The 24,834-nt window shown below is 72.4% G+C and carries 23 protein-coding genes; 9 read left to right on the top strand and 14 right to left on the bottom strand.

Translation table 11 applies throughout. From position 1 onward, the window contains the following. Positions 1-75: 75 nt before the first annotated feature. The 3 genes from ACIQD7_RS22740 to ACIQD7_RS22730 form a co-directional block, all read right to left on the bottom strand. Positions 76-3,312 carry an FG-GAP-like repeat-containing protein gene (locus ACIQD7_RS22740; protein ID WP_402443763.1) on the bottom strand — a complete coding sequence of 1,079 codons (3,237 nt, stop codon included), beginning with the start codon at positions 3,310-3,312 and terminating at the stop codon, positions 76-78. 322 nt (positions 3,313-3,634) lie between these two features. Then, positions 3,635-3,850, bottom strand: a complete 216-nt coding sequence (locus ACIQD7_RS22735) for a DUF6243 family protein (RefSeq protein WP_402443761.1) — start codon at positions 3,848-3,850, stop codon at positions 3,635-3,637. Between the two features lie 168 nt (positions 3,851-4,018). Then, on the bottom strand, positions 4,019-4,498 hold the full coding sequence (locus ACIQD7_RS22730; RefSeq protein WP_402443759.1) for a MarR family winged helix-turn-helix transcriptional regulator: 480 nt from the start codon (positions 4,496-4,498) through the stop codon (positions 4,019-4,021). A 58-nt stretch (positions 4,499-4,556) separates the two neighbouring features. On the opposite strand from ACIQD7_RS22730, the gene ACIQD7_RS22725 reads away from it, so the two are divergent. Beyond that, the gene (locus ACIQD7_RS22725; protein WP_402443757.1) at positions 4,557-5,681 is read left to right on the top strand and encodes a hypothetical protein; all 1,125 of its coding nucleotides are present in this window, start codon (positions 4,557-4,559) and stop codon (positions 5,679-5,681) included. 125 nt (positions 5,682-5,806) lie between these two features. On the opposite strand, the gene ACIQD7_RS22720 is transcribed toward ACIQD7_RS22725, so the two are convergent. Continuing rightward, entirely contained in the window at positions 5,807-7,060 is a 1,254-nt protein-coding gene (locus ACIQD7_RS22720) for a Shedu anti-phage system protein SduA domain-containing protein (protein WP_402443756.1), read from the bottom strand. A gap of 105 nt (positions 7,061-7,165) precedes the next feature. Here ACIQD7_RS22720 and ACIQD7_RS22715 point away from each other — a divergent pair, with 105 nt between their 5' ends. After that, positions 7,166-7,690: a hypothetical protein gene (locus ACIQD7_RS22715; RefSeq protein ID WP_402443754.1), complete on the top strand. Its 525-nt coding sequence runs from the start codon at positions 7,166-7,168 to the stop codon at positions 7,688-7,690. Positions 7,691-7,799: 109 nt separating this feature from the next. Here ACIQD7_RS22715 and ACIQD7_RS22710 read toward each other — a convergent pair whose 3' ends face one another. The 8 genes from ACIQD7_RS22710 to ACIQD7_RS22675 form a co-directional block, all read right to left on the bottom strand. Further along, positions 7,800-9,521 (bottom strand): hypothetical protein, encoded by a 1,722-nt coding sequence (locus ACIQD7_RS22710; RefSeq protein ID WP_402443752.1) that lies wholly within the window; start codon positions 9,519-9,521, stop codon positions 7,800-7,802. Positions 9,522-9,641: 120 nt separating this feature from the next. Continuing rightward, positions 9,642-11,036, bottom strand: a complete 1,395-nt coding sequence (locus tag ACIQD7_RS22705; RefSeq protein ID WP_402443750.1) for an ATP-grasp domain-containing protein — start codon at positions 11,034-11,036, stop codon at positions 9,642-9,644. Then, entirely contained in the window at positions 11,029-12,252 is a 1,224-nt protein-coding gene (locus ACIQD7_RS22700) for an MFS transporter (protein WP_402443748.1), read from the bottom strand. Before ACIQD7_RS22700 ends, ACIQD7_RS22705 begins: the two co-directional genes overlap by 8 nt. After that, entirely contained in the window at positions 12,245-12,844 is a 600-nt protein-coding gene (locus ACIQD7_RS22695; protein WP_402443747.1) for an RBBP9/YdeN family alpha/beta hydrolase, read from the bottom strand. Before ACIQD7_RS22695 ends, ACIQD7_RS22700 begins: the two co-directional genes overlap by 8 nt. A 5-nt stretch (positions 12,845-12,849) precedes the next feature. After that, positions 12,850-13,650: an arylamine N-acetyltransferase gene (locus tag ACIQD7_RS22690; RefSeq protein ID WP_390755696.1), complete on the bottom strand. Its 801-nt coding sequence runs from the start codon at positions 13,648-13,650 to the stop codon at positions 12,850-12,852. Positions 13,651-13,758: 108 nt separating this feature from the next. Next, positions 13,759-14,688, bottom strand: coding sequence for a 2Fe-2S iron-sulfur cluster-binding protein (locus tag ACIQD7_RS22685; protein WP_402443744.1), 930 nt, complete (start codon positions 14,686-14,688; stop codon positions 13,759-13,761). Beyond that, positions 14,685-15,761, bottom strand: coding sequence for a diiron oxygenase (locus ACIQD7_RS22680; protein WP_390755698.1), 1,077 nt, complete (start codon positions 15,759-15,761; stop codon positions 14,685-14,687). The genes ACIQD7_RS22685 and ACIQD7_RS22680 overlap by 4 nt, the downstream gene beginning before the upstream one ends. 244 nt (positions 15,762-16,005) lie before the next feature. Next, positions 16,006-16,767, bottom strand: a complete 762-nt coding sequence (locus ACIQD7_RS22675; RefSeq protein WP_390755699.1) for an XRE family transcriptional regulator — start codon at positions 16,765-16,767, stop codon at positions 16,006-16,008. Between the two features lie 271 nt (positions 16,768-17,038). Here ACIQD7_RS22675 and ACIQD7_RS22670 point away from each other — a divergent pair, with 271 nt between their 5' ends. Together ACIQD7_RS22670 and ACIQD7_RS22665 are read left to right on the top strand one after the other, a co-directional pair. Further along, the gene (locus ACIQD7_RS22670) at positions 17,039-18,286 is read left to right on the top strand and encodes a beta-ketoacyl-[acyl-carrier-protein] synthase family protein (RefSeq protein ID WP_402443742.1); all 1,248 of its coding nucleotides are present in this window, start codon (positions 17,039-17,041) and stop codon (positions 18,284-18,286) included. Then, positions 18,283-18,693, top strand: a complete 411-nt coding sequence (locus ACIQD7_RS22665; RefSeq protein ID WP_390755701.1) for a MazG nucleotide pyrophosphohydrolase domain-containing protein — start codon at positions 18,283-18,285, stop codon at positions 18,691-18,693. The genes ACIQD7_RS22670 and ACIQD7_RS22665 overlap by 4 nt, the downstream gene beginning before the upstream one ends. 133 nt (positions 18,694-18,826) lie before the next feature. Here the strand turns inward: ACIQD7_RS22665 and ACIQD7_RS22660 are convergent, their stop codons facing one another. Next, positions 18,827-19,237 (bottom strand): VOC family protein, encoded by a 411-nt coding sequence (locus ACIQD7_RS22660; protein ID WP_121830337.1) that lies wholly within the window; start codon positions 19,235-19,237, stop codon positions 18,827-18,829. A 143-nt stretch (positions 19,238-19,380) separates the two neighbouring features. Then, positions 19,381-20,769 carry a glutamate decarboxylase gene (locus ACIQD7_RS22655; RefSeq protein WP_402443741.1) on the bottom strand — a complete coding sequence of 463 codons (1,389 nt, stop codon included), beginning with the start codon at positions 20,767-20,769 and terminating at the stop codon, positions 19,381-19,383. A gap of 410 nt (positions 20,770-21,179) precedes the next feature. On the opposite strand from ACIQD7_RS22655, the gene ACIQD7_RS22650 reads away from it, so the two are divergent. The 5 genes from ACIQD7_RS22650 to ACIQD7_RS22630 all read left to right on the top strand — a co-directional run bounded on the left by ACIQD7_RS22650 (position 21,180) and on the right by ACIQD7_RS22630 (position 24,768). Continuing rightward, the gene (locus ACIQD7_RS22650) at positions 21,180-21,929 is read left to right on the top strand and encodes a class I SAM-dependent methyltransferase (RefSeq protein ID WP_402443739.1); all 750 of its coding nucleotides are present in this window, start codon (positions 21,180-21,182) and stop codon (positions 21,927-21,929) included. Between the two features lie 328 nt (positions 21,930-22,257). Then, the gene (locus ACIQD7_RS22645; protein ID WP_030206327.1) at positions 22,258-22,461 is read left to right on the top strand and encodes a cold-shock protein; all 204 of its coding nucleotides are present in this window, start codon (positions 22,258-22,260) and stop codon (positions 22,459-22,461) included. A 189-nt stretch (positions 22,462-22,650) separates the two neighbouring features. Continuing rightward, positions 22,651-24,078, top strand: a complete 1,428-nt coding sequence (locus ACIQD7_RS22640; RefSeq protein ID WP_402443737.1) for a DEAD/DEAH box helicase — start codon at positions 22,651-22,653, stop codon at positions 24,076-24,078. 123 nt (positions 24,079-24,201) lie between these two features. Further along, a complete protein-coding gene (locus ACIQD7_RS22635; RefSeq protein WP_402443735.1) occupies positions 24,202-24,447 on the top strand; it encodes a hypothetical protein in 246 nt (81 codons plus the stop codon). Between the two features lie 60 nt (positions 24,448-24,507). Further along, positions 24,508-24,768: an SCO5918 family protein gene (locus ACIQD7_RS22630; protein ID WP_391055355.1), complete on the top strand. Its 261-nt coding sequence runs from the start codon at positions 24,508-24,510 to the stop codon at positions 24,766-24,768. The last annotated feature ends 66 nt before the right edge of the window (positions 24,769-24,834 follow it).

Below are 24,834 nucleotides of genomic sequence, written 5' to 3'. Positions count from 1 at the left end.
GGTCACCGGGCAGGGCAATCGGGTGGCACGTCCCCCGTATCCTGAAACGGATTGCCGCGGCCGTCACGTCGCGGGTCAGGACAGCGTCTTGTACATCTGCCAGCCGCCACCGATCTTCACCCGCGCGGAGAACGCGCCCGCGCCGGTGCCGTTGTAGCGCCACAGCGCTCCAGCCGTGTCCCGGGCGACCAAGTCCGCCCTGCCGTCGCCGGTGATGTCACCGACGCCCGCGAGCGCGTTGTAGGTCTGCCAGCCACCGCCGATCCTCACACGTCCGCCCAGCGTGCCCTTGCCGGTGCCGTAGTACCGCCACAGGACACCGGCGGTGTCGCGGGCCAGCAGGTCACCCGCCTTGTCGCCGTTCAGATCGCCGGTGCCGACGATCGAGTGGTAGGTCTGCCAGCCGCCGCCCACCTTCACGCGTCCCTTGAACTTCCCCGCGCCGTCGGCGGCGTACATCCACAGTTCACCGGCCGGAGTCCGTGCGAGGAGGTCCGTCCGGCCGTCGCCGGTCAGATCGCCGGGCGCGGTCAGCGTGTTGTAGATCTGCCAGCCCGAACCGATCGTCAGCCGGGTTCCCCCGGTCGCGAACGCCTTCCCGCAGCCTCCGTCGTATCGGGTCAGCACACCCGCGGAGCTGCGCACGAGCAGGTCGTTGCACCGGTCGCCCGACAGGTCCCCGAACGGCACGACCATCGACGTCGACGGCCATCCGGTGGCCGAGGCTCCGGTCCTGAGCCCGCCGGTTCCCGTACCGGTCCGCACGGTCAGCGCCCCGGCCGAGGTGAGCGCGAGCAGGTCGCCCTTGCCGTCACCGCTGAAGTCACGCCAGGCAGGAAGCGGCTTGAGTGCCGGAGCACCCCCGGACACGGTCACCGAGCCGCTCACCTTCAGATCGGCGCCGACCCCGTCGGCAGGCTCGGCGGTCAGGGTCCAGACGTACGCGCCGTTCCGCACGACCTGCCCGGAAGCGTTCTTGCCGTCCCAAGCGACATCGACACGGCCGCGCGCCTCGGCGCCGGAGACGGTACGGACCACGGTCCCGGTGGCGGACTCGGTCAGCGACAGGGTCCATGCGCCGGTGGGCTTGGAGGTCCACCAACTGCCCGACCAGCGCGGGGCGGCGCCGGCCACGTCGAGCGTGGTGCCGACGACGGAGTCGATCACGCCGACGGCCGGGGCGGGAGTCCCCGTGCCGACGACACGGACACGCTGGTCGTCGCCCGCGTAGGCGACGTGGCCGCCGAAGCGGTCCACCGTCCAGCCCCAGCGGGCCCGGTTGTTCGGCCCGAGGTCGGCGGCGCTCACCAGGATGCGCTGGGGCACCGCGGAGCCGGAGGCGGGGAGCCCGGCGTGCAGGTCGTAGAGCCGCAGGCCCTCCTGGCTCTGTCGGACGAGGTAGCCGTCGCCGAGCAGGACGTTGCCGATGTTGCGTCCCGGTACGCGCATGGTCCGCCTGGTCAGGCGGTCGTAGACGCCCGAACCGTTCTCGGGCCCCCACTCGCTGTCCTCGCAGGACCAGTACACCCAGCGTCCCGCGGCCTGGAGTTCCGTCGGCACGCACGCGTTGGGTGTGGTGAAGGACGCGCCGACGGCACCGGACGGCAGCGTCCTCGAAGTGACCTTCGCATCGTCCTTGGCGACGCTCCACAGGGTGGAGCCCCACAGCGCGGCCAGAGCGTAGTCGGTCCGTCGCAGGACGGTCGCCCCCGTCGGGGGCTTGAACTCGACGATGGACGGCGAGTCGCCGGGGACACCGCTGACGATCACGCCGAACCGGCCGGAGAGGTCTTGCAGCCGGTCGCCGCCCGTGTCGACGTGCGGGCCCCAGTCGCTCTCTCCGTTCTTGCGGAGCAGCGTGTACCCCTGGCCGGTGGAGATCTGCTGTCCGTGGAAGCCGTCACCGCTCGCCAGCATCGACACACAACGGGCCGGGGAATCCATGGAGCAGTATCCGCCCCCGACTCCCATCAGCCCGTCCACGGTCGTACGGACCGGCTGCGGCCGCCCGGCGGATCCCAGCCAGGTGCTCCGGTACGCGCCGTGGTAGTCGCCGGGCGCGAAGTAGGTGCTGTTCTCGGCCGTGGTGAGGATGCCGGCGCCGAGGGAGAGGCCGTAGATGCGGGCGGGCATGGGGTCGACGGTCCGAAGGCGCCGAACCTCCACCCCGCCGCCGGCGACCGGTACGAGCCGGTGCACGGCCCAGTCCACGTCGCCCTTCGAGTCCGCGGTCTTTGCTCCGGAGACGAGCGCGGTGCCGTCGGGCGCGATGACGACCTGCGTGTAGGCCCGTTGCAGCACGGGCCGGGACAGGCCCTCGTCCTCTCCCGGAAGGTTCCACAGCTCCGAACCCCGGTATTCGTTGTTGCCGGCGTTCTGCCGCTGGACCGCCACAACAGCCGTGCCGACGGGGACGACGGTCGCGCCGTAGGCGACGACGCCGGTGTTGACGGTACGCATCACGGTGTGCGGAGCGGCACGTTCCAGGAGGTCGCCCCCATCGCGCAGGATCGTGTCCGCGCCGAGCCGGAAGCCGCGTACCCTCCATGGATCGCCGGGAATCGGACGGTCGGGGAGAGGCTTCGCCACCCCGTCCGAGAGGTCCACCAGGACCCAGCGGCCCCACCCTCCGGTGGAGTCCTTGTACCGGAGGATGAGCGACGTCGCGTCGCCGTCCTCCAGCCCGCCGAGCACGGCCCCCTCGGGGAAGCCGGTGACCGGTGTGTCCGTCACCTTGCCGGCCTCGTATCGCAGCAGGTGGTAGCCGGTCGGCGTGTCCGCTTCGCCCGTGCGGGTCAGGACGGTGTCACCGAACGTTCCGACGTACGACTGGCCCTCGGGCAGCGCCATGTCGGCGAACACGGCGCCCGCGCCCTTCTGGAGCGTCACGTGCGGTACGGGTGTGGCGGAGTAGAGGGCAACGGTGTCGGAACCGTCGCCGTAATAGCCGTCGCCCCCGATGTGCAGCCGCTGGCTGTGGTCCCAGTAGCCGTTCTCGAAGTCGTAGCGCGGCTTTTCGGGCAGGGTGACGGCGAGAGGTGCCGCCGAGCCCGTCGCGTAGTCGATCCACAGCAGGCGATCGTCGTCTTCCTGCGCCAGTAGGTAGCCGGTCTCGCCCGCGTTGAGGATCGACGTGGCGCGTGGCGAGAAGCGCGGGGCCGCGGGCAGGACGGTGACGTCCGGGGCCGAGTCGGCGAACGCCGAAGGCGCCGTGATTCCCGATGCCGCCGCTGTCAGTGCCGCCAGTGCCAGCGCGAGAGCGGCACGGGTACGGCCGTTTCCACACAGCCGGGCATTGCTCGTAGAAGGCAAAGCGAGGTCCCTCCCCAGGGGCGTAAAGGCAGGAGGCGCACGGCGTCGGCTCATCCAGCCGCGCGAGTACGAGCGAAAAGGCCCCCCAGCCGTACCGCCTCGTGCAAACGCCGCGATGCTAACAGCAGGGCCGAGCAGCGCCCGGAGGGCGTCCACGAGGCGCGCGAGGACTCACGCGAAGGCCCCGGCCTGTTCCTCCTGGGCGCGATCACGGCGACCCGGTGGTCGGCCGAGGGGGGGTCGCTTCCCATCATCCGCTCGTGCGCGAAGCCCGGGTCAGCGACCTGGGGCTTCGTCGTGGAACGGCTCCGCCGGCGGGGTGTCAGCCCCGGGTGGTGTCGTCGTCCGTCCGGCCGGTGGCCTCGGTGCCGTGCGTCTTCTCGCGCATCTTGCGCACCAGCTCCGCCTTGCGGTCGGCGGCGCCCTGGCGGTCGAGGTTGCGGTGCGGGCCGTTGTTCTGGCGTTCGGCGCGGGAGAGCTTCTTGCGCTGGCCGCCGCCCTGGCCCACGGGGTTGTTGATGTTCTTGCTGTCGGTCACGGGCTCTCCCGGGGTGAGGTGTGGATCCATGGGGGAGGGCGTCGGTGGGGCCCTCGCGCTCTCACTCGTACGTCGGCCACTCGTACGTCGGCGTCGGGAAGAACATGCCGGAGACGTTACCCGGTCCCGGTGTCCCGTACGACAGCGCGGCGGACGAGGGGGCCGCGGTCACTTCTGCACTTCGCCGACCCAGGCCGTGAGCCCCGCCAGGAAGCCCGCCCGCTCGTCGGGGGTCAGTCCCTCCAGGGCGCGCAGGAGGGGGGCGACGCGGCGGACGACGAAGGTTTCGAGGGAGGGGCGGTACTCCTCGGACAGGGTGACCAGGACGCGGCGGCGGTTCGCCGGGTCCTCGGTGCGGTCGACGATGCCGGCGCGGTTCAGGGCTCCGACCAGTTCGCTGGCGGTGGAGAGGGAGACCTGGAGCCGGCGGGCGATCTCGCCGACGACCAGCGGCTGACCGGCGAGGAGTTGGGGCAGTACGGCGCCGTGACGCGGCGTCAGGCCGTGTGCCTCCATGGCGTCCCGCAGCGGGTCCGGCATCAGGCCCCGTACGACCGAGCCGCGGAAGAAGGGCTCCAACAGCGGTACGAGACAGGCGACTTCAAGCTGTTCCGGGGTCGTCTTCCCGGTGTTCCCACTCCGCGTCATGCTACAAGTGTATATGGTTCGGATATCCAAACCATTTGCTTCTCCGAAGGGTTTGCTCATGCCGTCGATCAGCTACAGCGATGCGCTCAACGACGCACTGGAACGCCTGGACGACCTGGGGTACGAGCGGGGGCAGGGGGTGGATCTCGCCAACCACGGCCCGATGGGCGCCGAGGCGCTCGCCCTGCTCGGGCAGACGGACGAGGTCGCCCGGTGGGTGGGCCGCTACCGGAAGGCGATGGAGCACCACGAGCCCCCGGCCGCCCGCTTCGCCCTGGACCCCGCGGACGAGTCCTCGTGGCGCCCCGCCCTCGGCGCCTTCCGGCGGGCCGGGGACTGGGAGCGGCTCTTCCTGCGCGAACTGGCCGGGGACCCCTGGCGCGAGGTGCTCGCGCGCTGGTGGCCCCGTCTGCTCCCGGGGCTCTTCACGGGCCTGACGCACGGGGTCATCCGCACCGCGCACGCCGTACGCGGCCTGTACGCGGCCCGGGACGGAGCCACGGCGCTCCAGCGGGGGGAGCTGGCCCGGGGCCTGGCCTACTGGGCGGCCCGCTACCGCGAGCTCCCCGGCCGCCCGCGGCTGCGCGGCACCCACGCGCTGTCCGAGGCGGTCGCCGCGCTGCCCCGCGTACCGCTCGACGGCCCGGCGGGACCGGACACCGGCCGGCATCGCCTGGACGCGCTCGCCGAACTCCCCGGCTACGGGGACTCCTTGGAGGTGCTGGCGCCGCAACAGGCGTCCCGGCTGCTGAGCGAGATGACGGTCCAGTTCGCCGACGTCTACCTCGGCCACCCCGAGGTGTACCCCGTCCCGCTGATCCACGGCGTCACGGCCCCCGCCGCCGTCCGCCTCGTCCTCCCCCACCTGCCGCCCGCGCTGCACGAGCCGACGCTGGCCCGGCTCTGGCAGGTGCAGTCGGCGTTCCTGCTCGTCTTCACCTCGGACCGGCGCGACGAGGGCACGTCCGCCTGGCGGTCGGAATCGCCGGACCTTCCCCCGCTGGACGAACTGCCCGCCCGCGCCGCCGAGCACGGCGACGAGCACGTCATCAAGTTCACCGAGGCCTGCCTGCGCGAGTACGCCCTCCGCCCCGACCCCCGCTACCCGGCCGCCGCCTTCGCCGCACAGCGCCGCGTCACCCGCCTCGACGACGGGGGCGGGGTGGCGGGGGTCGCCTCGTGACGCGCGCCCCACGCCACCGCTTCGGGCGTGCCCGAGGTCACCAGGAGGGTTTTCCCAGGTCATAGGACCGGCCCTTCTTCGTCGCCCCTTCTCGTTCAGGCCGCCGGCGGTGATCACACCGTTCATCACGTCGCCGACCCGTATCGAGTGGTCGCCGGCGCGGAACATCCGTCAGTGGCCCGGTCGGCGGGGTCCTGCCGCGCCGATGCGAGGGCCAGCATCCGGGCCGCCGACTCCAGCAGGGTTTCGTAGGTGATCACTTCGATGCGTGCCGTGTGCGTGTTGTAGGTGCGCAGCGTCTCCGCGATCTCCTGGGAGGTGATGCCCCCGGTCACGTATCTCGGATGTCCGATCACCACCGTCGCCGAGGCCCTCCGCGCATCGACGCCGTGCCGCGTGAGGATGGCCTCGCGGTTCTCGTCCATGGTGCGGAGGTAGTTCTGCGCCTGCGACACCGCGTGGTGGGCCGCGGCACCCAGCATGAGGTGGCCGCTGCGGCGAATCACCAGGTCCTTGATGTTGGCGCGCTTGAGTTCCACCACGTGGAGGGAGCCGTCACCGCGCAGGAGCGGGATGTCCAGAATCGCGTCGGGGGTGTACTGCCTACGTGCCAGCTCCGCCACGTAGGCGCCGCCGAAGATCCATTCCTGGTTCTTCAGACGGGCGTGGAGGGCGCTTTCGGAACTCGTCGCGTCCTCCACCACGGCCCGGAGGGCGTCGAGACCCGCTCTCCGGGCCTTCAGCTCCAGCAACTGGGCGAGCAACCCCGCGTCGGCGTCCGCCAGGAAGTCGCCCACCATCCGTGCGGCCTCGGCCGAGGCCGGTCGTGGGAGGTTCCTCAGGACCAGCTCCATGTGTCCGTACTGCTGGAGCCGCCTCCGCTCCCGAAGGGGAAGCCGGATCCCGCCCTCACCCGTGCCGATGCCCAAGTGGTCGGCGGACAGGACTATCCCGCGAAAGAGGTCCCGTGCGTCGGCCAGCGTCGCCTCGGGGTCGTCCTTCGAGAGGGCGTCCAGAACGGCCACGGCTCGATCGGCGGCCATGGCCACCATCCTGCGCATGGATTCCTCGCTGTGCTGCCGCGCTTCCTCGTCGTAGAGGTTCTCCAGGATTTCGAGGAACAACTCACCGCCGGCGTAGGCGGCGAAGCGCTGGAACCGCTGGGCGAGAGCGAAGTCCTCGTGCAGGAGCGATTCCCGGGCGACGCTCTCCAGGGCGTTCACCAACGGTCTGCCCTTGCCGTATCCCGTCCCGCCGAAGGCAGGGCCCATGATGTCCAGCACCGCGTCGATGCGCTCCGTCACGCTCGGGTGTTCGGTGAGTTCACGTGCCTCGTGGACCATCTTCCAGAGCGTGAAACCGGAACGGAACGTCGTCATGCGGTGACCTTAGGAGGGAACACTGACAGCGGCGCCGGGTGCGGTCGGCCCGGGATTCGTCACGGGCGTCAGGAAGGGTTCCGCCGTACTCGGCGAAAGGTGGACGTGCGCACCAACCAGCAGATGAGGAAGCTCCTGGACGGCGTGGACCTGGACGGTCTCTCCCCGTCGGACGTCCCCCCGATGTTCCGGGAGGTCGTGGAGCGGGGCTGGTCGGTGACGGGGAGCGGTGCGCGGGTGCTGACCGCTCTGCTCCTCGTCCCGGCCGTGGCCGCCTTCGACCGCCTGGCGGAGGAGACCACGGTCAACGGTCGCGGAATGACGGACCACGACCTCCCCACCGGGCCCGCCGCCGCGGACGAACGCGCGGACGCGTTGCTGCGCCGGTGCCTGGCGTACGCCGCCGCCTGTCTGCTCGCGGCACGGGACCGTTTCCGCGACGACGCGGTGCGGGCGTACGTCTCGCTGTCGCCCGGAGGTCTCGACGAAGACCTCCTGACCGCCTACGTCACGTTCTGCACGCCCCGGCCGGACACCCCGCCCTACGTCCCCGCCCTCGAACAGGTGCGGGGCACCGCCGTGGCCGAGCTATCCGTACACGACTGCTCGGGCTGGGGCGCGGCCCAGTGAGCTCGACGCGATCGAGGCGCAGGAGTCCGGGGAGGACGCCTTCGCGGTCGAGGAGGAGCATCCACCGCGCGTACTGGGTGCCCACGCCGTCCCCCGGGCCGTGCCCGCGTCACGGGCACGTCGTGCCGGTCGCCGGGTGGAGGGAGACGTCCTCGGCCCTCATGCTGACGGCGTGATCGCTGGAGAGGCGGCCCCGTTCGGGGGAGGGGTCCCAGACCCACAGGTCGCCGCCTTCCCGCGGGAAGACCAGGACCGGCCGGCCCGTCGGGGGCGGGCCGGGGTGGACGGAGAACGGTTTGCCCGGCTCGACCGGCCGCACGCACACCAGTCGCCCGTCGATGCCGAAGTAGGAGGGAGGCCGCTCCCCCCTGGACGCGGCCAGGTACGTGCGCTCGGCGGCGGCCTGGACCTCCTTCAGGGTCAGGTCCGCCGTGCCGAGGACGGCGACCAGGACGAGGAGGGGGAACATTCCGATCACCATGGCGCCCTGCGCGAGGTGCGGGTTGAAGTACTTGATCCAGCCGTAGAGGGCCACGAAGACCAGGGTGATCGCGAGGGCCAGCGCCACCGGCTTGAGGGCCACGAAGTAGCGCCAGTAGAAGGAGATGTGCACGGCGGATTCGGGGATCCCCAGCACCTCTTCCAGGTAGGCGGTGTGGAGGAAGGAGCCGACCCAGGGGAGGACGAACGGGAGCGGGGCGAGGAGCAGGGGCAGGAGCAGCAGCAGGTTGCGGCTCAGCCACGAGCGGGAGAAGGCGTGCCAGCAGCCGACGGCGGTCGCCAGTATCAGCAGGGCCTGGCCCATCCCCGCGAGCTGTGATCCGAACCCCGCGGGGCTGTTCGCCAGCCACGCGTACGTCACCCAGGTGAAGCCGCCCACGACGATCGCCCCGCACGCGAGGCGCAGCAGCCGGGGCCGGGGCTCGTTCGACGTGATCCAGTAGCCCACCGGACCGAAGGCCGCGAGGGGCGCGAGCAGCGCCAGGAAGCGCCACGGCGAGGAGAACGAGGCGAGCACCCAGGCACACGCCATGGGCACGGGGAAGGCGAGGAACGCCGACGCCAGCGGCCAGAAGCGTCGCAGGCCGGTGTGCGACGACGGCGGCTCCTCCGCCTCCGGCCTCGGTCTCGGCCTCGGTCCGACGGACAGGCGGAGGTCGTGGAGGTCGTCGTCGAACGCCTCGGCCCCCTGGGTGAGCTCCGCCCACCGCTCCTTCACCCGGGCCTTCAGCTGCTCGGCGTCCTCCCCGGGGAGGAACGGGACGGTCAGCACGTGGCCCGTGTCGGCTCCGCCCAGGGCCTCCAGGTGGCGTCCGAGCCAGCGGCGGACCCTTCCCGAGCCCGGCGGGGTGCGCCGCACCACCCGGACCAGCGTGGTGCCCCGCTCCTCCTCGTACCGGACGAGTCTGGCCTCGCGGATCCGGAAGTCGACCGGCGGTTTCCCGAGCAGGTCGGTCACCTGCGCGCGGACCGCGTCGACCGCCGTCCTGCGCTGCCCGTACGCGAGGGCGTCCACCACCAGGACGACGCGCCCGTCCGCCGCCGCCACCCTGTCGTGCGGCCGCGCGGGCCGTACCTTCCAGCCGGGCCGGGAGCCCAGGGCCTCGACCGCGCGCTCCGTCTCGTCCGGGTCGTCCGGCCCCTCGACGATCAGCCGGACGCGCTGGGTGGCGGCGGTGGGCACCCCGCTCCCCGGGGTGCCGCCGCCGTCGGACGGGCCGGGGTCGGCCCCGCCCGTTCCGGACCCGCCCCGCTGCGGCGGCACCGCCGCCGACGGGATCGCCCGGCCGGAGCGCCGTGCTTGTACGAGGGCGTTCAGAAGGCCCACCATCGTCCGTTCCCTCCCCCTTCGTCCCTCCGTCCGCTTCGGACGGGTCCAGGGGAGAAATACTGGCAGTGCGCACTGACAACGCCCCGTGGGACGGCGCGGTCCGGCCGGCGGTGACGGGCGTCAGCCCCCCGGTCGTACGTCCAGGAGTTCGCCCTTGCGGTCCAGGGACAGGACGTGGGTCGTGTCGCGGGCGAGGGTGTCCGGGTCTTCGTGGGAGAGGACCACGCGGCCGTACGAGGTGATCAGGTCGGTGGTCTTCGCCACGGGGTCGCCGGGGGCCTGGGCACAGGTGTCGAACAGGTAGCTGTCCAGTTCCCCGCAGGCCTCCCCGACGCGGTTCGCCGTCACCGTGCCCGTCGCCGGGGAGGAGAGGAAGCACTCGACCACGCCCCGGTGGAGGGAGGGCGCCGTCCGGGTCCTCTCCAGGAACTCCTCCGGGGCCACCCGGGAGGCCAGGGTCAGGTCGGTCAGGGAGTGGGTGGAGGCGTGCTCGACCAGGGTCGGGCCCAGGCCGCCGTGCATCCGGGCGCCCGTCTCGATGAGGACCGGGCCCCGGCCGGTGAGGACGAGCTCGCTGTGCGCGGGGCCGTTCTCGATGCCGAGGGCGGCGAGGGCCCGTGCCACGTAGTCCGTGATCTCCGGGTGGTCGCCGACCTCCACCGCCGTCATCGCCCGGTAGACCGGGGTCCCGTCGATCGTCTCCTTCGTGTAGCGGAACATGTTCACGACGAACGGCGCCCCGTCCAGGGACACCGAGTCGACCACGTACTCCGGGCCGACCAGCCTTTCCTGGACCAGGAGTTCGGTGATGACCTCGCCCGCCAGGTCGACGCGGCCGAAGAGGCGGTCGCACGCGGCCCGCACCTCGTCCGGCGTGGCGCAGAAGAAGACGCCGTCGGTGGCGAAGGACCGCATCGGCTTCACGACGAACTCCGCCAGGCCGCTGCCCTCGGCCCACGCCACCGCCGACTCCGTGTCGGACGCCTTGTGGTGCGGGATGTGCGGGACGCCCGCCTCCCGCAGCCGCTCCTGCATCAGGAACTTGTCCCGGCGCACCTCCGACGGGCCCGCGTTGGGGCGCATCCCCCAGTGCGCGGCCAGCGCGTCGTACGCCTCCACTCCCGGCTCCGAGCCGCAGACGAGGAAGTCCGGGCGGCGCCCGCCGCACAGCCGCTCGACCTCCGCCGCCGTCTCCCCGGCGGTCGAGAAGCGCAGCTCCGCGGCGAAGTCCTCGCGCGGGTACGTCGCCAGGAGGGCCGGCGGGAGGGTCTCCGAGGTGAGCACGGCGACCGCGTCCAGGCCGTAGCGCTCCCTCGCCCGGCGGGCGAAGACCGAGCCGCTGGAGTACGGGTCCACCACCACGAGGACCGGGGTCCCGGGTCCGGGCGTGGGTGTCGGGGGCCCGGGGGTGGGTGTCGGGGCCCCCTGCACGGGGGTCGGCGTCCCCGGGACGGGGAGCGGGTTCTCCGGCGTGGGGGTCGGGTTCTCCCGCGCGGGGAGCGGGTTCTCAGGCATTCTCCAGGACCTTTCCCTCGCGCTCGGTCTTCGGGGCCGGTTCCGCGTTCCGCACCAGGGTCATCGCCAGGGAGCCGACCAGGGCGCAGCCCGCCGAGACCCACAGGGCCGCCTGCCAGCGGCCGTCGTCGAGGAGGCTTCCGTAGACGGCGGCCGCGACGGCCCCGCCCAGGTAGAACGAGGACTGCCGCAGGGCGATCGAGACGATCTGGCGCGCCGGGGCGAAGCCGGACATGGCGACCGTGTCGAGCAGCGGCATCAGGCAGTAGTTGAACAGCAGCCGCAGCAGGTACAGGACGGTGAAGACCACCAGCGGGACCGTGAACGTCTGCAGGACCAGGCCGACGACGGCCAACATGCCGAAGAAGGCCGCGCTCGGGCGCAGCGAGAACTTCTTGACCAGGACCGGCGCGAAGATGGCGCCGAAGATGCTGACGATCTTGTCGGTGCCCAGGATCAGCGAGATGTCGCTCACCGAGATGTCGTAGATCTGGGCGAACAGGACGTTCGCGAAGCGGAAGAACAGCGCGATCGACGCGCCCAGGAAGCCCGAGGCGACGAAGAGGGTGACGAAGTTGCGCTTCTCGCCCGCCGCCCCGGCCGGGTCCTGCGCGGACGTCGCCGTTGGACGCGGGACCTCCCGCGCCGACGGCAGGCGCAGAAGCAGCATCAGGCAGGCCGCGACGAAGGACAGCAGCAGGAAGAAGCGGTACTTGTCGAGGTCGCTCATGTCGAGCCGGTCGCTGATCCCCGACACCAGGGCGGAGCCGATGACGCCCGCGCCCAGGTAGCAGATGAAGAAGGTGCTGAACAGGCGGGTGCGGCCGGACGCCGGGACCTGCGCGCCGGCGATCGCGTTGCCCACCGACAGCAGGCCCAGCATCCCCGCGAGGATCGCGCTCAGGACGAGCGAGGCGCTGACGATCGAGGACACGAACGGCAGGCCCGCGAAGGGCAGGGTGTAGAGCACCGAGGCGCCGATGAGCAGGGCCCGCTGCGAGACGTACCGGCCCAGGAGGAGGAGCGGGACGACCGCGACCGCCATGGCGCCGGTGGCGACGGCGTAGATCACGCCCGCGTCGCCCTCGCTGATGCCGCGCTCGGCGAGGTAGAAGTTGAACACCACGTCGAAGATGGTGTTGGCGAGCCCCATGAAGAACGAGGCGGCCAGGTAGAAGTAGACGGGCCGGGGCACCGCCGCGAGCTTGCTACGCACGGGGAACACGTCCCTCGGTCGGCTCCGGCGCCGTGCCCGGGGCGGCCGGGCGCCGCTTCGGTACGGTCCCCGAGTGGCGGGCGATCAGGGTCGCCACGTGGTCCCACGGCCCGTAGCCGTCCCGGGTGGCCAGGTGGCCGCCGCCGGGGACGACCTCGACGGTGGCGCCCCACGCCGCCGCGAGCGCCGCGCCCCGGTCCCGCGACAGGAACGGGTCGTCGTCGGAGACCACGAGGTGGGTCCGCAGCGGCAGTACGGAGGCGGGCAGGGGGGCCTGCGGCCGGATGGCGTCCGGGGCGTCGGGCGCCTCGACGTCGGCCGGGGCGACCAGGAGGGCGCCGGCGACCCGGTCGTCGTAGCGGGCCGCGGCCCACTGCGCGACGGTGACGGCGCCGCAGCTGTGGCCGACGAGGAAGACCTCGCCGTCGACGGCGCGCACGGCCTCGTCGAGCCGGGCGACCCAGCGGTCGCGGTCGACGGTCTCCCAGTCGTCCTGGACCACCCGGGAGAAGCCCTCGTAGGCGTTCTCCAGATGGGTCTGCCAGTGGTCCGGTCCGGAGCCGGTGTAGCCCGGCACGGTCAGGAAGTGCATGGTCCTTACCTTTCGAGGCCGAGGTCCCGCGGGGAGACGGCGAGGCCGAAGTGACGGCCCACCGCCTCCTGGAGCTCCGCGGCCTCGGTGATGGGGGTGGTGGTGCTCCGGCCGTCCGCGACGACCGTCAGGTGTCCGTCCCGTACGCTCACGCGGCCGTCGGCGGTGGGGATGCTCGCCACCTTGTGCCGGTTGAGCAGGCTGTGGGGGGAGGACGTGGTGTAGAAGTGCGCCATCTCCAGGTCGAGTTCACCGGCGGGGACGTCGACGAACCGGTAGATGTCCTGCCAGTCGGCGGCTCCGACCGCGTGCTCCTTGACCGAGACCGTCCAGACCGGGGCGCCGGAGGCGCGGTCGAGGCGGACCCGGGTGGAGAGGGCGGGGTGCGCCAGCTCCGCGCCGTCCACGAGCGGGAGGACGCCGCGGGGGCCCCTGGCGCCGTAGCCGATGTCGAAGAGCAGGCGCTCGCCGTCGAGTTCGACGACGAAGACCTGGTGGGTGGCCGGGGTCGGGTGCGGGTCGCAGCCGCTGCCGAGCCGGATCCCGTACGCGAATCCGCACGCGTCGAGCAGCCGCTCCATCATCCGCCCCGTCTCGAAGCAGATGCCGCCCCGGCGGCCCTCCACGATCACCTCGTGGAGCACCTCGTCGGTGAGGCCGCGCTCGGCGTTGCGGTGCATGGAGAAGTTCTCGAAGGGGACGCGGTAGAGGTGCGCCTCGTGGATCCGCCGCAGGTGGGCGAGGGTCGGCTCCAGCGGTCCTTCGCATCCGATCCGGTCGGCGTAGCGGGTGATGAGGTCGTTCATGAGGTCTTTCCGGTGGTGGGGGCTTCCCGGTGGCGGGACTTCCCGGTGGTGGGGCTTCCCGGTGAAGGGGCTTGCCGGTGAAGGGACTCCCCGGTGGCGGGGTGCGTGTCAGACGTCGAGGACGAGCCGGCGGTCGATCGACCTGCTGACGCACGGGAGCATGTAGCCGGACTCGGCCTTCTCCTCGTCGGTCAGCACCTCGTCGCGGTGGTCGATCCGTCCGGAGCGGACCCCGATCTCGCACGTGCCGCAGATGCCCTGGCGGCAGGAGGAGGGGACGGCGACGCCGTTGCGGTGGAGCGCGTCGAGGAGCGGCTGGTGCCGGGTGACCTCGAAGGTGACGCCGGACTTCACGCACTCCACCTCCACGGACTCCGCGACCTCCGCCGTACCGGAGGCGGGCCCGTCGGCTATCAACTGCCGCTCCCCGGGCGCCTCGTGGACGGCGGTGCGCACGGCCGCGACCATGGCGGGCGGGCCGCACACGCCGACGACGCCGTCCGCCGGGACCGCGGCGACGACCGCGGCCCAGTCGGGGCGGCCGTCGGTCGCGGTGTCGTGGGTGACGACGGTGCCGTCCTGGTCCCGGGCCAGCTCCCGGAGGCGGTCGAGGAAGGGGAACTCGTCCGCGCCCCGGTCGACGTACACGAGCTTCCAGCCGCGCAGCCGTCCGCCGGACAGGACCGCCAGGACGGGGTTGACGCCCACGCCGGCGGCCAGGAAGTGCGTGAAGGCGGCCGGGTGTCCGGCGGTGAACCGGCCGGCCGGGGCGGAGACCTTGACGGCCGCGCCGGCGTACAGGCGGGGCGAGAGGTGGTCGCGCCGGTCGCCCCGGTGGCGGTTGCGGACCGCCAGCTCGTAGCCCTCGGGGCCGGTGGCCACGACCGTGAAGGTCTTGACGCGGGGCCCGACGCGCAGCGTGACGTGCTGGCCGGGCTCGGCGGCCGGGAGCGGTTCGCCGCCGTACGGGTGGGTGAGCAGGTACCGGCTGACCGTCGGCGTCAGGGCATGCGCCGACCGGACCATGGCGGTCCTCATGCGATCAGCCCCGATTCCTGGAAGGCCTCCAGGGTCGCGCCGTGCTCCAGCGCGCCCGCTTCGAGGAAGTACTGGAGGGTGGGCGCCGCGCCCCGGCGCACGTCGGCCACGATCCCGTCGTGCGCGTACACGTCGGTCATGACCTCCTCGACCTCCTGGGCCGTCAGGCCGGAGGCCCGCAGGCCCAGGGCGGCGCTGGTGCAGTCGGGCTCCAGGAACGCGAAGATCAGGCGCGGGATGTACGGGCCCGCCAGCTCCCGCTCCCGCCGGGTCATGGCGGGCCACAGGTGGCGGAGGAGCGTCGAGAAGTACGTGTGGTGCTTGGCCTCGTCGACCGCGTGGTCGGCCACCATCTCGCGGACCCCCTCGGGAAGCCGCTCGTCGCGCGGCAGGTCCTCCAGGACCGAGGAGATGAGCGTCTCGCTGACGATGGCGAAGAGCAGCTCGTCCAGGCCGCGTATCTCGTGCGGCAGGGAGTCGTGGATGCGGGCCAGTTCGGTGGTGAACGTGGGCGCGTCCGGGAGGGCGGGTGCGACACCGGTGCGGTCGCGGACCTGCCGGAGGATCTCGTAGGTGAACTGGGCGTGCCAGGCCTCGTCCGTGACGATCTTGAACGCGTCGGCGCGCATCGCCTCGGGCAGGTCGAGACCGGACATGCCGCGGCTGATGTGCCCGGTGACCGGGATGACCGCGCTCTGCTCCAGGTCGATGGTGAACCGGAGGTACTCGTAGAGCCGGTGGACCAGCACGGTCTCGCGGACGTGCGGCGCGGCCCGCCGGAGCACGGGGTGGGCGAGGGCGGGGACGAGCTCGGGGCTGAAGAAGAGCTCGCCGTCGGCCTCCAGGGACCGCATCGGGCTGTTCCGTACGGTGGCGACGCGCTCCCAGGTGCGGAAACGGCTGCGGTATTCGGCCCGCCGGTTCCCGGCTCCGTGGTATTCGCTTCCGCCGTGTTCGGTCGCGTGGTATTCGGCCCGCTGGTATTCCGTCGAGGCGAACACCTGGTCGAGGCGCTTCTGATGACTGCGGGCGAGAACGGTCCGGTTGGCCGTACTCGCAAATTGCAATGCCATTGCTTCGTTTAAACCTTCGGGATTGTCCGAAAATGGTTCGTGGGACCAGGATGCTGCCAGCGGGCCAAGTGGCCGTCAAGCGGCAAAAGTTTGCCGCCGGACGGAGTTGTACGGGTTCGTGGAGTTACCGGTCGCCGAAGCGGTACAAAAGGAAAGGCGACCGGCAGGAAATTGCCGGTCGCCGGCGGCGGAACCGGCAAAAACTTGCCGGTTCACACCGGGTATTCCGTGTGTAGGGTGTGGCCTACGGCAGCAGGAAGACGCAGCGGAGGCCGTGTTGATAGGCGGGGAGAAGCACCTGGGAGGTCACGGTGATCGGCTCGGGCGAGACGTGCGGCAGATCGAGGCGGTACCGGTGACCCTGGCGGAAGGCGACGACCTTCGGCTTCCGCTCCCACAGCCGGCGGCATTCGGGATCCCGCAGTATGCCGTCGAGCAGCGCCCTGAGCGGGGCGGCGCGGGGGGCGTCACGGGAGGAGTTCGAGGCCAGGGCGAACCGGAGCATCGCGAGGTACACCTCCGCGTGCTCCTGCCAGTCGATCATCTGCTCACGTGCTGAGGGGTCGCTCAGCGCCCAGCGCATGAGATTGGCGTGCGGCTCGCGGACCCAGGGGAACCAGGCGGCCATGAGCGTGTTGTAGCCCAGCATGTTCCAGGAACCGTCGGTGAGATAGGCCGGGAAAAGGCTCTGCGCCGTGACCAGGTGCAGGAGCGCGAGCTGGCTCTCCGTCTCGCCCGTCTCGTCCGCGAGGGCGATGCCGGCGGCACCGGCGAGGGCACTGCTGTAAAGCACCATCCGTTCGTCGGGGCCCAGGACGAGCGCCGCGGAAAGCCGGCTCAATACGTCGCTGGAAAGCGATACGGAGTCCCCGGCCTCCAGGCTGCGGTACCAGCGCTCGCTCACGCCCATGAGTTCGGCGACTTCCTTCTGCGGAAGCGCCCTTTCCCGTCCGAGCTTCGCGCCCGCGTCGATCCTCCAGGCACGCAGGAGCTGCGGCAGTTCCATGCTCTTCGTTCCCCTCCCCCGATGGAACACGATTCTACCGCGCGCGAAGAAAGCGACGAGAGCCTCGTCACCTTGCGCGGAGATCCGGGGAATCGCTTTGATGGTTTTCAACTGCCGCCAAAAGCGGTGGAGTTGAGCGACTGCGACGACAGGAAAGCAGATCTCCATGCAGCACCCGTCCCCGGACCCGTATCCGCCTTCGTATGCGCCTTCGTCTCCGTCTCCGTCCGGGGGACGGTCCGGAGCGGGCCGGACGGCACCGCGCCGGGTCGTGATCACCGGGCTCGGCGCGATCACCCCGCTCGGCGTCGGCGTCCCGGAGCTGTGGCGGGGGCTCCTGGAGGGGCGCTGCGGCGTACGGGCCCTGGAGGGCGAGGAGTTCGCCGGTCTGCCCGTGCGGATCGCCGCGACCGTGCCGGAGGACCCCGCCGGGCTGCTGCCCCCGGCCGTGGCCCGGCGCATGAACCGCGCCGTCCGGTTCGCGGTGGTCGCCGCCCGCGAGGCCTGGCGGGACGCGGGCTTCGCGCCCTCGGGGACCGGGGGGAGCGGCCTCGACCCGGACCGTGTGGGGGTCTCCCTCGGCACCATCATCGGCGGCGCCCCCGCCCTGGTCGACGGGGACCGGAGGCTGCGCGACAAGGGGCCCCGGGGCGTGCCGCCGCTCACCGCCGCCATGACCGTCCCCTCCCAGGCGGCCTCCCAGGTCTCCCTCGACCTGCGGATCACCGGCGAGGCCCGCACCGTCGTCAGCGCGTGCGCCTCCGGCACCGAGGCGATCGGGCAGGCGATCGACCGCATCCGGTACGGACACCTCGACGTCGTCGTGGCCGGCGGGACGGAGGCGGCCGTCACGCCCGCCGTGATGGGCGCCTTCGCCGCGATGCGGGCCCTGTCCACGCGCAACGACGAACCCGGCCGGGCCTCGCGCCCCTTCGCCAAGGACCGGGACGGCTTCGTGCACGGCGAGGGCGCCGGCACGGTCGTCCTGGAGTCCGAGGAGCACGCGCGGGCCCGGGGCGCGCGGATCTACTGCGAGGCGGCGGGCTGGGGCCTGTCCGCCGACGCCCACCACATCGTCGCGCCCGACCCCACGGGCTCCGGGATCGTGCGCGCCCTGCGCCGGGCGCTCGCCGACGCGGGCGCCGTACCGGCCGACGTCGCCCACGTCAGCGCGCACGCCACCGCCACCGTGGAGGGCGACCTGGCGGAGGCGGCGGCCCTGCGCCGGGTCTTCGGGGAGGACGGGGACGTGCCGGTGACCGCCGTGAAGGGGAACATCGGCCATCTCCAGGGAGCCGCCGGGGCGGTGGCGGCCGTGGCCGCCGCGCTCACGCTCCACCACGGCCGGATCCCGCCTACGATCGGCTGCGACGACCTCGACGACGCCTGCGCCCTGGACGTGGTCGCGCACGTGCCGCGCCCGCTGCCGGACTCCGGCGACGTCGTCCTCGGCAACTCCTTCGGTTTCGGCGGCCACAACGCGGTGCTCGCCCTGCGTCGCGAAAGGACGACCGCATGACCGCCCCCACCCCTCAGGACCTGGTCCGCGAGTTCCACCGGGCCTTCGGCCTCGGCACCGGCACCGGCCGCCCGGCCGCCGTCCCCCCGGAGCTGGCCCGGCACCGCCAGACGCTCCTGGAGGAGGAGGTGGCCGAGGTCGCGGAGGCGACGGAGGCGGGGCGCCTGGTGGACATCGCGCACGAACTGGCCGACGTCGTCTACCTCGCGTACGGCACGGCCCTGGTCCACGGCGTGGACCTCGACGCCGTCCTCGCCGAGGTCCACCGCGCCAACATGTCGAAGCTCGGCCCCGACGGCCGCCCCGTCCTCCGCGAGGACGGCAAGGTCCTCAAGGGCCCGTCGTACCGCCCGCCACGGGTCGCGGAGGTCCTGGAACGGCAGGGGTACGGCGGGGCGGGTCGGTGACCGGGGCGGCCGGGCCCGGAACGACCGGGTCCGGCACGGCCCGCTCCCGGGCCTCCTGCTCCCGGGCGGCCCGTTCGCGGGCGCGGGCCCACGCGGGGTGGCACATGGCGAAGTCCCCTCTCCCGTACGGCGGTCAGCGGAGTTCCTGGACGCGGACGAGGTTGCCCGCCGGGTCGCGGAAGGCGCAGTCGCGGATGCCGTACGGCTGGTCCGTCGGCTCCTGGACGACCTCGGCGCCGGCGGCCCGGACCTTCTCGAAGGTGGTGCCGAGGTCGCGGGTGGCGAGGAGGATCCAGCCGTACGTGCCCTTGGCCATCATCTCCGCGACGACGCGGCGCTCTTCCTCGGTGACGCCGGGGTCGGCGGCGGGCGGCGCGAGCAGGATCGAGGTGCCCGGCTGCCCGGGCGGCCCGACCGTGATCCAGCGCATGGCCCCCTCCCCGACGTCGCTGCGGACCTCGAAGCCGAGGGCGTCGCGGTAGAAGGCGAGGGCGGCGTCCGGGTCGTCGTGCGGGAGGGCGGTGGTGTGGATGGTGAGGTCCATGCGCACCACGCTAGCCACGCCCGCCCCGACGGCGCTTCTCGAATCCTGACCGGTGTCCTGACCGGTGCCCGTACCGGTGTCCTGACCGGTGTATGTACCGGTGTCCTGACCGGTGTATGTACCGGTGTCCGCCCGGTCCCGGATCAGTGGTGGAATCCCGCGCGCTCCGAGTCCGCCGGCTTGCCCCGCGTGAGGCGCTCCAGGGAGTGCCGCATGTCCCGGGCGAGCAGGTCGGCCTCGTCCCGGCCCACCCCGTGCCGGATCAGGACCCGCTGGACGACGGTCTCCTGCCGGTCGGCGGGCAGCGGGTACGAGGGCACCTGCCAGCCGCGCATCCGGAGCTGGTCGGACAGGTCGTACAGGCTGAAGCCCGCGCCCGCCGGGTCGGTGAGGGTGTACGAGACGGCCGGCAGCGCCCCCTGCCCGTCGTACAGCAGGGTGAACGGGCCCATCTCCGCGACCTGCCCGGCCAGGTAGCGGGCGGTCTCCGCGCAGACCCCCTGGACGCGCCGGTAGCCGGCCCGCCCCAGGCGCAGGAAGTTGTAGTACTGGGCGACGATCTCGCCGCCGGGCCGGGAGAAGTTGAGGGCGAAGGTCGGCAGGTCGCCGCCGAGGTAGTTCACGTCGAAGACCAGGTCCTTCGGCAGCAGGTCCGCCGTGCGCCAGACCGCCCAGCCCACGCCGAGGGGCGCGAGGCCGTACTTGTGGCCGGAGGCGTTGATGGAGGAGACCCGTTCGAGCCGGAAGTCCCAGACCAGGTCCCGGTGGAGGAAGGGCGCGACGAAACCGCCGCTGGCCGCGTCGACGTGGATCGGCACGTCGAGCCCCGTCTCCTCCTGGATCCGGTCGAGTTCGGCGGCGATCTCCGCGACCGGCTCGTAGTCGCAGGTGAAGGTGACGCCGAGGATCGCGACGACGCCGATCGTGTTCTCGTCGACGTACGCGCGCAGCTGGTGCGGCCGCAGGCCGGTCGCGCCGTCCTCCAGGGGGACCTGGCGCAGCTCGACGTCGAAGTAGCGGGCGAACTTGTCCCAGCAGATCTGGACGGGCCCGGCCACGATGTTGGGCCGGTCGACGGGCTTGCCCTCGGCCCGGCGCCGCTCCCGCCACCGCCACTTCAGGGCTAGGCCGCCCAGCATGGCGGCCTCGCTGGAGCCGGTGGTGGAGCAGCCCATGGCCCCGCGCCCCGGGACCTCGGGGGCGTTCCACAGATCGGCCAGGATGTTCACGCACCGCGCCTCGATCTCGGCGGTCTGCGGGTACTCGTCCTTGTCGATCATGTTCTTGTCGAGGCACTCGTCCATCAGCCGGCGGACCTCGTCGTCCGACCAGGTCGTGCAGAACGTCGCCAGGTTCTGCGCCGCGTTCCCGTCGAGCAGCAGCTCGTTGTGGAGCATCGCGTAGACGGCCTCCGGCAGGGAGGGCTCCTCGGGGATGCGGTACTTCGGCAGGACCCGCTCGCTGAGCGGCGAGGCGAACACGTCCGTCCGCGCGTCGGCCCTCGTCGGGGCCTTCATCTCGTGGAGCGCCACGGCTTCCCCTTCGCTCGACGGCACGCCCGCTGCGGACGGCCCCGTGCCTCCCATCAACCCACGGGGGCGGGGGCGGCGCCCGGCAGCGGGGGCGGCCGTTGGCCCGGGCGGGTGAAGGGGCGCCCCCGGGACCCCGCCCCACGCCACCTTGACGGCCTCACCCCTTCCGACCTGCGGTTCCGTAGGACGGGCCGGATCGGGGGTTCACCCGTTGGACGGGTGACGCCCTGGCGGCGCCGGCCCCCGGCGAGCCCTTCGCACCCGCTCGGACCTGGGGGATGGCCTCCCCGGAGCGATGCGACACGGCCGGTCGGGCTGATACCGGCACCACGGGACAAGCAGTACGTTCCGGGAGAAGTGGATCACCGTCGATGCTCCCCCCTGTCAGCCGAGGCCGAAAGGCGACCCGCATGAGCAACAGCACCGCATGGAAGGAAGCCGACCCCGGCGACGCCGCCGACGGCTACGACTCCTACGACGACCTCCCCGAGCGCCTCATCGGCTACCCGGCCGTCTTCCACGCCCTTGGCATCGGCTCCTCCGCCGTCCGCACGGTCCTGGACCACGGCTGCGGGCCCGGCAAGGTCGCCGCCCGGGTCGTCGAGGCCTCCGGCGCGCGCGTCGTGGCCGCCGACGTCTCGCCGGAGATGCTGGCCGTCGCCCGCGAACGGCACCCGCATCCGAGGATCGACCACCGGCTGATCGAGGGCGGCCGGCTCGCGTTCCTCGACGACGGCTCCGTGGACGCCGCCATGTCCTGCTTCGTCTTCGTCACCGTCGGGGAGATCGAGGGCCTGCACGACATCGCCGCCGAGGTCCACCGCGTCCTGCGCCCCGGCGGCCGGTACGCCGTCCTCGACACCAACCCGCGCAGCACCGGCATCCGCTTCTCGACCTTCCGCACCGGCGACCCCGGCCGCGTCTACACCAAGGGCGAGCGCCGCCGGACCCGCCTCGAACGGCCCGGCGGCGCCGCCCCGCTGGACCTGGTCGACCACCACTGGCCGTGCCAGACGTACCTCGACGTCCTGGGCAAGGCCGGGTTCACCGACCTGGACGTCCACGAGCCCGTACTCCCCCGGCACTCGTCCCTCCTGGGCAGCCGCCCGGCGGAGGCCGACCACCCGCCGTTCCTCGTCGTCTCCGGAGTGAAGGGGTGACGAGGTGAAGGGGTGACGGGGTGAAGGAGTGACGGGGTGAAGGCGGCAACGGGGTGGCGGACCGGGCGGAGAAAATCTGTCCCCGCGAAGTGAGAATTCAGCAGAACGCGCCGTGAGAATTTCTCACCGGACCACGCGGAAAGAATTATCCGTACCGCGTTCCGCCGACCACCGTGCTATTGTCGAAAGCAGTTGCAGTTGTGGTTCCCGAAGCATGAGCATCAACGGTCATGAGAAGTTCCGGTCTTTTCCGGCTGGGGCGATCATCGCGGCGACACGGAATCCGCACGGTGTGGATTTCCGAGCACTGCCCCGAAGGAGAAAAGACATGGCTTCCGGTACCGTCAAGTGGTTCAACGCGGAAAAGGGCTTCGGCTTCATCGAGCAGGACGGTGGCGGCCCCGACGTGTTCGCCCACTACTCGAACATCGCCTCGCAGGGCTTCCGTGAGCTCCAGGAAGGCCAGAAGGTGAACTTCGACATCGCGCAGGGCCAGAAGGGCCCGACCGCGGAGAACATCGTCTCCGCCTGACGCTGTCACTGTCGCGCGGCGCTTCCTGCGAAGCGCAGCACGAGCTGGGGCCCGCACCTTGGGGTGCGGGCCCCAGCTCTTTGCATAGAAGGACCCCTCTCATTTCGGTCCGGCTTGTCTCGCGATTGTCCGTGCCGCATTTCCGCCGCGGGAATTCCTTGATACGTGCCGCATCGAGGAAGGTTCGCCATGAACCGCACACGTACGCACGCGCATTCCGCCCGTTCCGCCCGCTCGCAGCCCCGCGGCCGCACCCGTCCCGGCGGCGGGGGCCGGACGCCCTCGGGCCCGCCCGCCGAGTTCGCGCTCCCCCGGACGGTCACCCCCGCGCTGCCGCCCGTCGAGACGTTCGCCGCGCTCGACCTGCCCGCCCCGCTGCTCGCCGCCCTCGCCGCCGAGGGCATGACCGTGCCCTTCCCGATCCAGGGCGCGACCCTGCCGAACACCCTCGCGGGCCGTGACGCCCTGGGGCGCGGCCGGACCGGCTCCGGGAAGACCCTGGCCTTCGGCCTGGCGCTGCTCGCCCGGACCGCCGGGAAGCGCGCCGAGCCCCGGCGGCCCCTCGCCCTGGTCCTCGTGCCCACCCGGGAGCTGGCCCAGCAGGTGGCCGACGCCCTCACCCCGTACGCCCGCTCGCTGCGGCTCCGGACGACCACCGTCGTCGGCGGGGTGTCGATCGGCCGGCAGACGGGCGCGCTCCGCTCCGGCGCCGAGGTCGTCGTCGCGACCCCCGGCCGCCTCAAGGATCTGATCGACCGCGGCGACTGCGTCCTCGACCGGGTGGAGACCACGGTCCTCGACGAGGCCGACCAGATGGCCGACATGGGCTTCATGCCGCAGGTCACCGCGCTGCTCGACCAGGTGCGGCCGGAGGGGCAGCGGATGCTGTTCTCCGCCACCCTGGACCGCAACGTCGACCTGCTCGTACGCCGCTACCTGAACGACCCGGTCGTCCACTCGGTCGACCCGTCCGCCGGCGCGGTCACGACGATGGAGCACCACGTGCTGCACGTCCACGGCTCCGACAAGCAGGCCACCACGACGGAGATCGCCGCCCGCGACGGGCGCGTGATCATGTTCCTCGACACCAAGCACGACGTCGACCGGCTGACCCGCGACCTGCTCCTCAGCGGCGTGCGGGCCGCCGCGCTGCACGGCGGGAAGTCGCAGGCGCAGCGCACCCGCACCCTGGCGCAGTTCAAGACCGGGCACGTCTCCGTGCTCGTCGCCACGAACGTCGCCGCCCGCGGCATCCACGTCGACCACCTCGACCTCGTCGTCAACGTCGATCCGCCCGCCGACCACAAGGACTACCTGCACCGCGGCGGCCGCACCGCCCGCGCGGGCGAGTCCGGCAGCGTCGTCACCCTGGTCACCCCGAGCCAGCGCCGGGGCATGGTCCGCCTCATGGCGGACGCGGGCATCCGGCCCCGCGTCACCGAGGTCCGCTCCGGCGGGGACGAGCTGCACCGCATCACCGGCGCGCAGGCCCCGTCCGGCGTCCCCGTCGTCCTCACGGCCCCCGCGGCCGAACGCCGCCGCGACGGCGCCCCCACCCGCTCCCGGCGGACCCGCCGCCCCCGCCGGACCGGCCGCCGTCCCGCGCCCTCCGCGTAACGCCCCGACCGCGCCCCCGGAGGACCACCCGACCCCACCCGGCGCACCCGGCACCCCGACCGGTCGCGCCCGTACGGAGTCCCCCGTACGGCGTCCCCGTCCTTTGCCCGCAGGAGGCACCTCATGACACCGCTCCGCAGGACCTCCCCCGACGAGGCCGCGACGCAGGCGCCCGACCACCTGACCGTCGAGGCGGCCCTGTCCGTCATGGCCGCCGCCCGTACCGGACAGCTGCTCGTCCGCGACGGCGACGACCGGCCCGCCGGCCTGGTCACCCGGGCCCAGCTCACCGCCGCCCGCGCCGCCTCCTCGTACACGGACCGGCTCCGGATCCGGGACGTCGTCGGCGACGTCGCGGCCGCCCGCTGAGCCGTCCTCCCCTCCCGTCCCTTCCCGCCCGCACTCCCCCGCCACCCCCTGAGAGGCATCATGCGCTGTGTCATCGCCCGTTTCCCCTTCGACCTGACGAAGAGCGGCGTGCTGGACTCGATGAAGGGCGTCAAGCCCGAGCCGGGCACCGGTGAGTTCGTCACCGTCGGCCGCCGGCAGTACCCCGCGAAGCAGGTCGGCGAGGTCGTCACCCGCCAGGACCGGCGCGACTTCAGCGCCGGGGAGGTCGTGCGGGCCATGACCCGTCTCGGCTTCACCTGCGGCACGTTCCCCGCGGAGACGGCCGCCGGGACCGTCTGACCCCGCACCGGGAACGAGAACGAGGAGGGCCCGACCGGCACGTGCCGGTCGGGCCCTCCTCGTTCG

The sequence above is a fragment of the Streptomyces sp. NPDC093071 genome (genome assembly GCF_044754545.1).
Classification (GTDB): Bacteria; Actinomycetota; Actinomycetes; order Streptomycetales; family Streptomycetaceae; genus Streptomyces.
Note: the sequence above shows the minus strand (reverse complement) of the source record. Positions and strands in the feature narration are given on the sequence as shown.